General features: G+C 72.3%; 6 protein-coding genes. 4 read left to right on the top strand and 2 right to left on the bottom strand.

What is annotated here, in order from left to right:
* Nucleotides 1-2: 2 nt before the first annotated feature.
* Both FN821_RS00590 and FN821_RS00585 read right to left on the bottom strand, forming a co-directional pair.
* Nucleotides 3-2414 (bottom strand): YhgE/Pip domain-containing protein, encoded by a 2412-nt coding sequence (locus tag FN821_RS00590; protein ID WP_131170616.1) that lies wholly within the window; start codon nucleotides 2412-2414, stop codon nucleotides 3-5.
* On the bottom strand, nucleotides 2411-5197 hold the full coding sequence (locus FN821_RS00585) for an MMPL family transporter (RefSeq protein WP_131170615.1): 2787 nt from the start codon (nucleotides 5195-5197) through the stop codon (nucleotides 2411-2413). Before FN821_RS00585 ends, FN821_RS00590 begins: the two co-directional genes overlap by 4 nt.
* Nucleotides 5198-5312: 115 nt before the next feature.
* Here FN821_RS00585 and FN821_RS00580 point away from each other — a divergent pair, with 115 nt between their 5' ends.
* The 4 genes from FN821_RS00580 to FN821_RS00565 all read left to right on the top strand — a co-directional run bounded on the left by FN821_RS00580 (nucleotide 5313) and on the right by FN821_RS00565 (nucleotide 12705).
* Nucleotides 5313-5939 (top strand): TetR/AcrR family transcriptional regulator, encoded by a 627-nt coding sequence (locus FN821_RS00580; protein ID WP_131170614.1) that lies wholly within the window; start codon nucleotides 5313-5315, stop codon nucleotides 5937-5939.
* A gap of 49 nt (nucleotides 5940-5988) precedes the next feature.
* Nucleotides 5989-8589 carry a LuxR C-terminal-related transcriptional regulator gene (locus FN821_RS14835; protein ID WP_131170613.1) on the top strand — a complete coding sequence of 867 codons (2601 nt, stop codon included), beginning with the start codon at nucleotides 5989-5991 and terminating at the stop codon, nucleotides 8587-8589.
* A gap of 196 nt (nucleotides 8590-8785) precedes the next feature.
* Complete coding sequence (locus FN821_RS14085; RefSeq protein WP_165489170.1) at nucleotides 8786-9883, top strand: hypothetical protein; 1098 nt, start codon at nucleotides 8786-8788, stop codon at nucleotides 9881-9883.
* A complete protein-coding gene (locus FN821_RS00565; RefSeq protein ID WP_131170612.1) occupies nucleotides 9880-12705 on the top strand; it encodes a hypothetical protein in 2826 nt (941 codons plus the stop codon). Before FN821_RS14085 ends, FN821_RS00565 begins: the two co-directional genes overlap by 4 nt.
* Nucleotides 12706-12780 lie beyond the last annotated feature (75 nt).

Raw genomic sequence — 12780 nt, 5'->3', positions numbered from 1 at the left:
GACTACGCGGCGGCGAGCGCCAACGCCTTCACCGGCACCGTCCGCGACCGGACGATCCGGTAGGCACCGGCGATGACGCCCACGGCCAGCCAGCCGAGCAAGACCACGACCGGCAACGCCACCGAGTGCCAGGTGATGACCGCGCGGGCGGCGTCCAGCCCGGGCGACATGGGCGACAGCGGACGCAACGCTCCGAAGATGCCCGGCGCCGAGTAGGTGAGCGCCGTGACGGTCGTGACCAGCAGCATCGCGCCGGACGCGAGGCGTCCCCACACCCCCGCCCAGGCGGCCAGTGCGTGGTTGACGGCCGCGAAGGCCAGCCCGGCCACCAGCAGGACGCCGACCAGCCCGAGCCCGCGGGGCACGCTCAGCCCGAGGAAGCCAGCCCCCAACGCGCCGAGCAGCACGGCCTGCACGGCCGCCACCCCGGCGCCCGGCAGCAGCGCGCGCAGCACCAGATGCGTGGTCGTCGAGCTGGACGCGGCGTTGCGCGGGTCCACCGGCTTGATGAGCACGTACGTCGCCAACGCGCCTAGCCACAGCGCCAACACCAGCAGCAGGGACGCCGCGGCGGCCATCGGCGTCACGAGCCCGTCGAGTCCGGTCGTCGAGATCGGGGAGGCCACGACCTTGCCGAGGTTGACCCGCTCGGCGTCGGTGTAGCTGGGGATCTGCTTGGCGCCCTCGGCGAGCCCGTCCGCCAGCTTGGTCATGCCGTCCGTGAGCTTCACCGAGCCCGCGTGCGCGTCCGTCAGCCCGGACGCCAGCGCGACCGACCCGGTGTGCGCCTGCGAGACACCGTCCGCGAACTGCGTCACCCCGGCCGTGTACGCCGACACCCCGGACGTGTACTGCGAGACGCCGCCGCTCAGCTTGGCGGCCCCGTCCGCGGACTGCTGGATGCCGTCCACCAGCGCCGGCACGCCGTCGGAGAGCTGCTGGACGCCGTCGGCCAGCTTGGGCCCGTTGGCCTTGAGTTGGGCGCCGCCGTCCAGCAGCAGGCCCAGGTTCTTGATGAGGAACTCGTTCGGCGTCTGGTTGGCCGGGATCTGTCCCCGCAACGCCTTCCACTGGGCCTGGATCGTCGTCGAGTTGGCGTCCAGGTACTCGGTGGCCTTCACCGCGGACGCCGCCGCGGCCTTCAGCTGATCGCGCGAGGCGTCCAGCTGGGCCAGCGTGGCGTCCAGCGTGGACGTGTTCGGCGCCGGCATGGACGCCAGGCTGGCCTTCGCCGAGTCCCGGACGCCCTGGACATACGCGTCGCACGCGCCCGGCGTGGCCTGCAGGGCGGCCGGGCACGGCACCGGCGCGGTGCCGTTCGCGACGGCCGACAGCTGGGCGCGCGCGGTCGAGTACTGGTCGATCATGGCCTGGACCTGCGTCCGGGTCGCCTGAGCGTTCGTCAGCAGGGGGTCGAGTTGGGCGACGAGCGCCTTCACCGAGGTGTTGATGGATGCCGCCTGCGCCGGGAAGTCGGCCATCACGGTGTCGATCTGGGCGAAGAGGGCCGACAGGTCCGGCAGCTGCTTCACGATGTCGTACAGCGGCTGGATCAGCGTGCTCGTGCCGTCGACGTACTGCGTGACGCCGTCGCTGTACGCCTTGGTGCCGGACGCCAGCTGGGCGACCTGGCCCGGCATCGGCTTGGTCTTGGCGGCCATCAGCGCCAGGCCGTCGGCTAGCTGCTTCGCCCCGGACGCCAGCTGCGTGCCGCCCGACGAGAGCTGCTTGCCGCCGGCCGACAGCTTCTGCCCGCCCGCGGACGCCTGCCCGAGCCCGTCCGCCAGCTGGTCCGCACCCGAGGACGCCTGGCCGAGCCCGTCGGTCAGCTTGGCGGACCCGTCAGCGAGCTGGCGCGCGCCGTCCGCGACGGTGACGAACTGGGCCCCCATCTTGTTGAAGCCGAGGTAGACGTTCTCCAGGTACAGGCTGGTCAGCGAGGTGTTCAGCGACTGCGCCGCTGCGTCCGCCACCGACTGGCCAAGCGCCGTCTCGGCGATGCCCGCCACCGGCGACGTCTCGATCGTGATGGTGGCCTGCTTCGCCTCGCCCGCGCTGCCGGCGTACGAGGTGGCGGCAGCCGAGAAGTTCTCCGGGATCGTCACGACCGCCGCGAACGCCCCGGACGCGAGCCCGTCCCGCGCGTGGGCGTCGTCCGCGAGGACCCACGTGAAGTTCTGCTCACGCTTGGAGTCGACCAGCGCCGCCGACAGTTGCCGTCCGAGCGGCACCTTCTGGCCGTTCAGCTCGACCATCACGTCGTGGTTGACCACCGCGGCCTGGACGCGGCGCAGGTTCGAGTCGAACCGCCACACCCCGGCCAGCACCGTGCCGGCCACCAGCAGCGGCACCAGGATCAGCGCCAGCAACCCGCGCCAGTCCAGCCGGCGTCCGTTGAAAGTGGCGACGTTCATTTCTTCGCTCCTTCGAGCATGAGGTCCGCGATGGGGGTGTAGGGCTCGTCCGGCGGGTCGACGGTCAGCGGCGCTTGGACGTCCGCGTCCTGGGGAATCCCGCGCTTGGCCGGACGCGAGCTCTCCGCGGGGGCGGCGTCCGGCAGTTCGAGCACCTGGACGCCGTCGCCGGCGGTCACGATGTCGGCCAGGTTCTCGGCCTTCGCCGCGCTCAGGACGAGCGTGCGGCGTCCGCGATCGGACGCCAGCGCCGCGAGCTGGGCGCGCGACGCGCCTTCGAGTCGGTCGGCGTGCTCGACCACGACGAACTCGCCGCGGAGGCGTCCGAGATGAGCCAGGGACGAGGCGTCCGCGCCGTCGACGAAGGTCGTGTGGTTGCGGATGTCGGAGTTCTGCTGGGGGATGACGTAGCCGAGGACCTTGGCGCGGCCGGACGTCGGGACGAGGCGTCCGGACAGGGCGAGCAGCAGAGCCTTGCGGGCGGGCTCGGGTCCCGTGACGACGACGACGTTGCCCGGCAGGAGTTCCAGATCGACGTCGGAGAACAGCGTCTTGGCACCATGAGCGGCGGCCAGACCCTCGGTGTAGACGATGCCCGGGGCGTCCGGGACGGGCCAGTCGGCCAACGACAGCTGATGGGCGAGGGCCTCGCCCTCGATGTCCATGACGGGGAGGCGCGCGTCCAGCCAGGCGGGCAGCCACCAGGCGCGGCGTCCGAGCAACTTCATGACCGCCGGACCGAGCGTCATGCGCACGACGAACGCATCGATGGCGATGCCGATCGCCAGGCCGAACGCGATGGGTTTGATGACGCCCTCGCCCGCCGGCACGAAGAAGGCAAACACGGCAAACATGATCAGGCCCGCCGCGACGACGACCTTGGCCGAGTGGACGAAGCCCTCCTCGACGGCGGTTTCGGTGTTGCCGTGCACGAACTCCTCGCGCATGCGGGAGGTGAGGAAGACCTCGTAGTCCATGGCCAGGCCGAACAGGATGCCCATCAAGACGATCGGCAGGAAGCTGATGACGGGCACGGCTTCGGGCAGGTTGATCACCTCTTTGAAGAGGCCCTTGTTGAAGACCAGCGTGGTCGCGCCGAACGCGGCCCCCACGCTGAGCAGGTACCCGAGGGCAGCCTTGACCGGCACCCAGATCGAGCGGAACACCACCGTGAGCAGCACCAGCGACAGCCCGACGACGAAGAGGCCGAAGGGGAGCAGCGCGCCGGCGAGCCGATCGGAGACGTCGATCGCGATGGCGGTGAAGCCGGTGACCGCCGTCGAGACGCCGTACTTGGCCCGCCATTCGGGCTCGCGGTCGCGCAGCGCCTTGACCAGGGTGGACGTGGCGGGGTCGTCCGGGCCCGTGGTCGGGATGACCTGCACCATCGCGGTGTCAGCGTTGCGGTTCGGCACGGACGCCGCGACGAGCTTCACCCCCGGCATCGACTCGATGTCGGCCTTCAGCCCGTCGGTGATCTTGAGCGGATCGGTCGACTCGACGATCTGCGCGGTGATCACGAGCGTGCCGTTGGCGCCGACGCCGTAGTGCTCGCTGATCTGGTCGAACGTGACGCGGTCGGCGGCGCCGGGGTGCGAGCGTCCGGAGTTGGGCAGCGCCATCCACAGGTCCTTGGCCGGGACGGACAGCGCACCGAGCGCCGCGACCACGAGGACGATCGTGATGATCGGGTACTTGGTGACGACCCCGACCCACCAACGCGAGGCGTTGAAGCCGCCCACCTTCTTGGCGCGCGTGGCGGGCTGAGGCCGGAGCCGTTCACCGAAGAAGCCCAGCATCGCGGGCAGCAGGGTCAGCGCCAAGGCGACCTCGATGGCCACCGAGACCGCGGCGAAGATGCCCATCGTCGAGAGGAACGGGATGCCGGCGACCGAGAGTCCGACCAGGGCGATGATGACCGTCAGCCCGGCGAACACCACGGCTGAGCCGGCGGTCGCGGTGGCGCGGGCGGCCGACTCCTCGACGTCGAGCCCGCCGGCCAGCTGATCGCGGTGCCGCGACACGATGAAGAGCGAGTAGTCGATGCCGACCGCGAGGGCCAGCATCAGCGCGAGCATCATCGAGGTGGAGTTGATCGGGATCAGCCCCGCGAAGATCAGGATCAGCATGATCGACTGCCCGGCGCCCGCCAGCGCCGCGATCAGCGGGATCGATGACGCCAACAGCGAACCGAGCGTCACCACGAGCACGATCAGGGCCACCACAAGGCCGATCGCCTCCACCGCCGAGACGTGCGGCATCGTCACCGAATAGACCTCGCCGCCCATGTGCACCTGACTGCCGGGAATGGCCGCCTGCAGCGTCGTCGCGTGCTCGGTGAGGATCTCGCGCTGGGCCTCGGTGAACGTCGACACCGACCCGGTCACCCGGATGCGCGCGTAGCCGGCCTGGTCGTCGTCGCTGACCATGCCTTTGACGTACTCGTTGTACGGCGACGTGGTGCCTTTGACCCAGGGGATCTGCTCGATCTTCTTCAGCTCGTCGTCCACAGCGGTCTTGATCGCCGGATTCTGGATCGACAGGCCGGCCGGGGCGATGACGAGCAGCGTCGCGGACGAGTCCGCCGCCTCGGGGAAGGTCATCTTGAGCTGGTCGAGCGCGACCTGGGAGTTGGCGCCGGGGATGCGGAAGCCGTCGTCGAACGTCCCCCGCGCCGTGACGGTCAAGATGCCGAGCAGCACCGTGAACGCGATCCAGGCTGCGAGCACCCGTTTGCGCGCGTGGAAGCAGGCGCGGGCCATGCGGTACAACGTCGACGACACCCGGCGCCTCCTCGGTGGATCTTCGGTGCGGCCTGCGCCACATTAGATACACAACTGAATCCGATACGGTAGTGTATGCGATACGCAGGTGTATCCAAGGGTTCCGGGAGGCGGGATGAGCGAGGCGGTCAGCGCGCGACGCGTCCACACGCGCGAAAAGCTCGTGGACGCCGCCATCGCCGTTTTCGCCGAGAAGGGCGTGCTGGGGGCGTCCGTCGAGGAGATCTGCGAGGCCGCCGGCTTCACGCGCGGCGCGTTCTACTCGAACTTCGACTCCAAGGACGCCCTCTGCCTGGCGATCCTCGACCACCTCGCGGCCGGACACCTAGCCGCCACCCAGGAAGCGGTGGCGTCGGTCCGGACGTCGGCGTCCGATGTCGTCGACCTCGACGAGGTCGTCGGCCGCGCGATCGGCGTCTTCCTCGGCAGCCAGCGCGGCGACCGCCAGTCGATTCTGGCCGCTGTCGAGCTGCGCCTCTACGCGGTCCGCTCCGAGTCGCTGCGCCCCGGATACTTGGCCTTCTTCGACCGGGTGAGCAGCGAGTTCGTCGCGGTGCTCAAGCAGACGGCGTCCGAGTTCGGCTACCGGCTGACGGTGCCCGGGCCCCAGGCGCTGGCGGTGTTGCAGGGCGTCTACGAGCAGGGCGCGATCGCGGGACTGCTGAACGGACGCCCCGAGGGCAGCCCGGACCGTGCGGTGCTGCTCGGCGGCGTCCTCAAATCGATGCTCGCCCCGGTGTAGGCGGACCCACCTTCCCGCCCCCATCGATGGGGCCCTATATTTCGTCGCCATGACAGTGCGCGCGTGGCCGCTGATGAGACGCGACGCGCTGATCCACGCCGTGGCGGACCTGCTGGCGGGTGGCAGCAACGTCGTCCTGACCGGCCCGGCCGGTATGGGGAAGACGACCCTCGCGGACGCCGTCGCGCTCGACTACCCCGGCCCTCGCCACCGGATCGTCGGCAGCCCGTCTGCGTCGGCCGTCCCGCTGGCGCCGGTGGCGTCCCTGGTCGGGGACGCCTTGGGCGGCGCCGCGGTGCTGGCAGCCCGCGCGAGCCTCGGTCTGGGTCGTCCGGCCTCCTCGGCCACGTCCGCGACCCCGCCGCTCCTCGTGGTCGACGACATCAACGGTCTGGACGACGCCTCCGCCACCGTGCTGCACCAACTGTTGGCCGACGGCGAGACCCGGCTGGTGGGCACGCTCCGCTCCGGGGTGTCGACCTCCAGTGCGGTCGACCGTCTGCGCAGAAGCCTCAGCACGGTCGAGGTCACGGTGCCGCCGTTGACCGAGGCAGAGGTCGTGTCGATGACGGAGCGTGCGCTGGGAGCGCCGCTGACTGCCCCCGCACGCGCCCGACTGGCGTCCTCGGCCCAGGGCAACCCGATGTACGCCCGCGAACTGGTCGAGGGCTCGCTGGCCGCGGGGACTCTCGCGCCCACCGGGTCCGGCTACGCCTTCCGCGGCGACCCCGTCGGAACGTTGCAGTTGGAGGAACTCGTCCTGGCACGACTGGCCCCGCTCGGCCGCGACCAGCACCGGGCGCTGGAGTACCTTGCCGTGGGCGGGCGGCTCCCGCACCCGGTCCTGGACGCCCTGATCCCAGCCGCCGACCTCGAGGACCTCGAGCGCGCCGGCCTCATCATCGCCCGACCGGACGCCCCCGGCCTCACCATCGACGTGGGGCATCCGCTCTACCGCGACATGACCCGGGCGCGGCTCGGACCGCTCTCCCGGATGCGGATCTTCCGCGAGCTCGCGGACGCCCTTGAGCGGGCGATCCCGGCTGCGACACGCTCCCAGGACGATCACCTGCGCTTCGCCGCGTGGAGCGTGCGGAGTGGCGCCAAGCTCACCCCGGACGCCGCGGTCGCGGCCGCCCGCCGCGCGATCGCGTCCGGCGACACCGAACTGGCGGTCGAACTGGCCGATCACGCCGCCCAGGACCCCGATCACGCCGAGGCGGCCATCTTCGCCGCCCACTGCGCGTCCATCACCGGACGCCACGCCCACGCCGCTGCCCTGCTGACCAGGGTGAAGGCGCAGCTGACCGACCCGTGGGCACGGACGGCCGTCCTGCTCAAGCTCGCCGAGGAGGTCTGGGGAACCGGGGACCTCGCGGCCGGCGCCGAGGCGTTGGCGGAGGCGTCCAGGCTGGGCGGTGAGAGCCAGGCGCTGGTGACCGCCAGCCAGGCCGTTCACGCGGTGCTGGGCGGCCAGTTGGCGTCCGCCCTCGCGGAGGCGCGCCCGCTGTTGCGCCATGAGCATCCAGGCGTCCGCTATTCGGCATGCGTCGCGGCCGCGACGGCCCTGATCTTCACCGACCGCGCGGACGAGGCCATCGCGACGGCACGGGCATATCTCGACGACCCTGGGCAGGCCGACATCGCGCTGGTCGGCGATCCCGCGATGCCCCAGGCCCTCCTGCTCATGGCCCAGTTGGTCGCGGGCGAGGTCGCGCAGGCCGGCGATGCGGCGCGGCAGCGGTTCGAGCTGGCGCCCCTGGAGTCGTCCGCGCAGGCCAACGCGTGGGCGACGATGCTGGTCGGGCTGGCCGCAGAGGCGTCCGGCGACCTCGACTGGGCCGCCCGGACTCTCGCCGAGGGCGAGCGCGCCTGGGTCGACCTGGGGATCTGGGGGTCGAGCCTGTGGTGCGGCTCGCTACTCGTCCGGACCCTCGCCCAGCGCGGCGACCTCGAGGGCGCCCGGGCCGCGCTCGTCCGCGTCAGCGGCTACCCACGCATGCCCGGCTACATCGGCAACCGCTACCTCCCCTTCGCTCAGGCCTGGGTGGACGCCCTGGCCGGCGACCGTGCCGCGGCGGCGTCCGCCCTTGCCGGAGCCCTGTCGGACGCCCGGGCCACGTCCCAGTGGACTGGCTGGTTCGAGGCCTGGCACGAGGCTGGACGCCTCGGTCTGCTCGATCTGCTGCCCCCGGACGCCGATCCCCCGGCCCCGAACGGACGCCTCAGCGGCGCCCGCGCCGCCTTGGTCGCCGGGCTTCGATCAGGAGATCCGGCACTGCTCTCGGACGCCGCCGAGCGCTTCCGCTCCTGCGGCACCTTGCTGTACGCCGCGGAGGCCGCAGCGGCCGCCCACCGGGCCGCCGGGGACGGACGCGCGGCGACGGCGTCCGACAAACTCACGGCGACCCTGCAGGCCGAGGTGCCCGCGGCCGAGACCCCGCTGCTCGGCCGGGCTCGCCCCCGGACCGGCCCACTGTCGCCGCGTGAGCGCGAGATCGCCGCGCTGGCCGCGGGCGGACTCAGCAACCGGGCGATCGCCGACCGGCTGGTCGTGAGCGAGCGCACCGTCGAGAACCACTTGTACCGGGTGTTCATCAAGCTCGGCGTCACCGGGCGTGACCAGCTAGCGGGGGTACTCGGCCGCTGAGCGATCAGCGGGTCAACCCGAATCCCATCCTCAATGGCCTCCATCGCCTCTTCGTCCGGCGTGTCGCGTCACGACAAGGGGACCGCGGGCCCGCAGGGGCGCTATCGAGGGGGCTGGCGCGTTGAGTACACGCGCTCCGGCGGTTGAGTAGCGGCCACTCTCGCCGCTCGCCACCCACCCCCGGCACCGTGGACGAGTGCCCGGCATCAACGACGCCCTCGCCCGCCTCGCGAACGATCCCGCGTTCGCCGACCTCGTGCGCTCCACCCCCACGGACGCCCTGCGCGGCTACGACCTGACAGCGGCCGACCTCGCCCGGCTGGAGGCTGCCGTCGGGGTCCGTGGCGCGCCGCCGACGCTGGGCGCACCCGCTGCGACCGCTGCGACCGCGTCCGGACGCCGCCCCGTCCCGCTGCTAACCGCGGGCGTCGTCATCGCTGCGGGCCTCGCCGCCGGCTTCCTCAGTGCCCCAGCAGGCGGCGCCTCTGTTGCGGCCGACCAGGCGTCGTACCGGTCCTGCTCGGACGCCGCCGTGACCGGGTCCGTGCTTGGCGCGTTGAGGCGCGGCGACAAGGTGCTCGTGGTCGGCCGCTCCGGACCGTTCGTCGCCATCCGGGATCCGCGCGGGCAGGGCCAGGTCTGGTTGGACGCCGCCCAGGTCGTCACCTCCGGCACCGGATCGCTGCCCGAGATCGCCTGTGCGTCGGCGTCCGGCCTGGCCGTGTCCACCCCCATCGTGGACGCCTCGGGCATGAGTCCGACGATCGCGACGCCCACCGCCGCGGCGTCCCCGACTGCCTCCCCGGCTCCCTCGCCCAGCCCGGCGCCCGCGCCTGCCCCCGCGCCGAGCACGTCGGCGTCCACGGCGTCCACAACGTCGAAGAGGCCCACCACAACGTCGGCGTCCACGAGCACCCGGCCGCCCACGACTCAGCCGGCCAGCAGCACCACCAGCGCCCAGCCGCCCTTGACGCTGACCGTCTCGGCGAGCCGGACGCTGTTCTACTCCGAAGGCGCGGTGTCGTGCGCGTCCTACCCGCAAACGGTCGCCATCACGGTGACCCCGAGCGATGCGGGCCGGGTGACCTCCACGGCGGTCACTTGGAGCGGCGCGGGCAAGTCCGGTACGGCGACCAAGACCGGCTCGACCTGGACCGTCGGCCCCCTCTACTCCACCCACAGCGGCACCGCCACCCTGACCGTCACCGCGACGATCACCGACCGGGCCGGCGCCGCGAGGACGGCGTCCACCACCGTCGCCTTCCGCCAGATCAGCGAGGAGTGCATCGGATGACCAAGACGCCCCGACTGATCATGACCGCCGTCGCGTTGCTCGCGACCCTGGGCGCGTCCGGGCTTGCAGGTCGCCAACTCGCGTCTGCGGTCCGTCCGGCCCCCCAGGATTCTCCCGCCGCGACGGCGTCCGGCTACGCGTCCATCGGACGCCCCGGCGTCGGCACGGCCGCCGGTCCGGTCGTGCCGAACCCCGATGGACGCCCCGACCTGACCGCCGATCCGGCCGCCAAGATCGCCGGAACGCCCCCCTCCGCCGGAGCGCCGCGCGCGAGCTTCGATCCGGTGGACGCCACTACCGGTCAGCCGGTCCAGGCGTCCGACGGTCTCGCCCCCGCAACGGCACCCGCCTCCGGGACCACTGTTCGTCCACCCGCCTCCCCCGCTGCTGCCAGCGTCCCCGCCCCCGGATCGACCCCGTCCCTCACCTCGACGGGAACGGCGGCCGCGCCGGGGGCGTCCGGGCCGTTCGACCTGTCCCAGACCAGGCCGCATCCGGACGCCTTCACCGACCCCTGCCTGCGCGACCCGAGGGCGTCCGGCTGCCCGCAGGGCATCGAGGGGACGATCCTCGGCGACACGGCACCGCCCGAACTTCGGCTGCTGTGGGCGGGCGAGATCCGCCGGACCGACGTCTACGCCGGCGAGTGCGCGCGGCAGTTCCCGACGGCCCCCATCGACTGGAACCGCGACTCGGTCTTCGCCGTCGTCGTGAACATGCCGGTCACGGGCACGACGCGGCTGCAGTTGTTCCACCCGCAGTCCTACGCTCCCGGGACGCCGACGCCGGGCTCCCTGGTCGCCGGCACCACGACGACCTCGGCCGAATTGGTCGCGGAGTGGGCCCGCGCGTTCGCCGCGGGCGCCAGGACGCCGACCGTGCCGCTCTGCCTGAAGGTGCCTCCCACACCGATGGACGCCAACCGCGCCGGCTGCCTGGCCACCTGGACGGGCTTCTGGTGGGACTGCCGTTCGAGGATGGAGCTGTCGCTGGAGTCGGGCTGTCACGACTCGTCGACCGACCCGCTGTGCGCGCAACTGACCCGGCTGCTGGGCTGGGAGGTGCCGAGGCGCAACCTCGGCCCCCTTCGGTTCGAGTACTCCTACGACCCTCAGTGGTCGGGATCGGCCCAGTTCGGGGGCCAGCCGCTGACCGGCGAGGAGCTGCGCCGGCGCGTGGAGTTGGTCGGCGTCGACCCGCTCAACCTCGAGGTGCGCGTGCCGCTGTTCTCGCGGGGGCTCGCCGAGGCCGACCTGGCTGCCGCGCCGTCCGCGGACGGCTGGGTGGTGTCCCGGACGGCCCTCACGGAGAACCAACTGGTGGCCGCCGCCGGGTACCCGGTCGGCACCGACTGCCGAGCGGCCGACCCGACGACGGTGAGCACGATCCTGCCGGTGACGAGGCAGGGCCAGCGCACCCGCTACTACACCCCCGATCCCGCCAAGCCGGCCCTGCGCGAAGGCGTTGTGAATCTGACGATGCCGCGACTGGCGCCCGGCGAGGGGGTCACGGTGTGCGTCTACTGGTACACCCTGCCGTCGCAGTCCTACGACAATCCCACGGTGACCGCGATCGAACGTCATCTCGTGGTGCCGCCGAGCCGGTCGGCGACGCAGGTGCGCGTCGTCGGATCGAGCCGCGGCGGCGTCACCCCGGACGCGTGGACCTGGCAGTGGATCGGCGACCGCGCCCTCACCCAGTCCTGCGGCTTCGACTCGACCGGGGCAGCCCCAGTCCTACGTCCGTTGGGCGACGAGGGCCTGCTCTGTCAGATCGACAGCGCGCGGTTCGTCTTCGCTCCGGCGGACGCCGAGTTGTACGCCGGCGCGATCGACGCCAGCACCCAGGGACGCATCCGCCTGCCGCTGAACAACAGGGGCTGCGACGGCACCTGCGGCGGCGATCGGGTGTCACGTCTGACCTTGTCGGACGGGAGCTGGATCGACCTGAGCGTCCGTCGTGCACCGCTGGCTTCGGCACCGTTGCTGTCGGGCGGGCAGATCGTGGGCGGGCGTCCGGACCAGTGGGTGATCGACCCCGAGCCACCCGTCAGCGTGATCCCGTCGATCCGGCCGCGGGTCGTCAGCGAGTTCCCGAGCCTCGACCTCATGGCCGTCCGGGTCGACCGTGACGCCGCCGATCCGCAGCACGCCCTGCGGCTGACGTGGGCGGCCGACCGGACTGTTCGCGTCCAGTTCGAGGCGCAGGCGATCGCGTCCGACCTGGCGGCGACGACGTGCCGGAGCACCTGGGTCGCCGACCCCGTGGCTGGGGCGTCCGGACAGGTGGTCTTGCCCGGGCTCTGCGCCGGGACGGGCTACCGGTTCAGCGTGACCCTGACCGACCCGGCCACGGGGAAGGCGACGGTCTACACGACGGCCTCGGCGGCGTCCACGCCCGTGCGACGCGTGGTGAACTGGCGGTCCGAGGGAGTGACGGCCTCGCCGCCGGTACCGGCTGACTACGCCTACGACTGGACGCTCGCCCTCACCGCCCCCGGCGGCGGGCGCTGGGCGCGCTTCACCAGCCTGGACGTGCGGTTCGGCAGCGGTCTCCTGGTGTCGTCGGACGCCGCCGCGTGCCGTCCGCTCGGCGGCGTCATCGCGGGCGGATCGGCGCGACCGGAGACCCTCGGCCAGCTGCTGGCGTGGGTGGAGTACTCGGCGTCCGTCTACGACAACGTCGACTGCTCAGGGACGCCGACGCTCGCGTCCGGTTCGCTGCTGGCGGTGGTCCACTGGCTCGGCACGGAGCCGACCACGGTCACGCTCACCCATGCAGGCGGCTGGACGGGCGCGCTGGGCCTGCGCCGGACGAGCTGACCCTCAGCGAAGCTCGGCTCCCAGAGACGGGGCCGAGGTTCGTCCAGCTTGCCGACGTCCGGAGTCGGCCAAACG

This window comes from Propioniciclava tarda (assembly GCF_900182665.1).
GTDB classification, from domain to species: domain Bacteria; phylum Actinomycetota; class Actinomycetes; order Propionibacteriales; family Propionibacteriaceae; genus Propioniciclava; species Propioniciclava tarda.
The sequence above is the reverse complement of the archived record's forward strand: the minus strand, read 5'-3'. Positions and strand labels throughout refer to the sequence as shown.

Excerpts from the sequence above, each read along its gene's own strand:
- FN821_RS00580 (WP_131170614.1), top strand. The coding sequence starts at position 5,313 with ATGAGCGAGGCGGTCAGCGCGCGACGCGTCCACACGCGCGAAAAGCTC.
- FN821_RS14835 (WP_131170613.1), top strand. The coding sequence starts at position 5,989 with ATGACAGTGCGCGCGTGGCCGCTGATGAGACGCGACGCGCTGATCCAC.
- FN821_RS00565 (WP_131170612.1), top strand. The coding sequence starts at position 9,880 with ATGACCAAGACGCCCCGACTGATCATGACCGCCGTCGCGTTGCTCGCG.
- FN821_RS00590 (WP_131170616.1), bottom strand. The coding sequence starts at position 2,414 with ATGAACGTCGCCACTTTCAACGGACGCCGGCTGGACTGGCGCGGGTTG.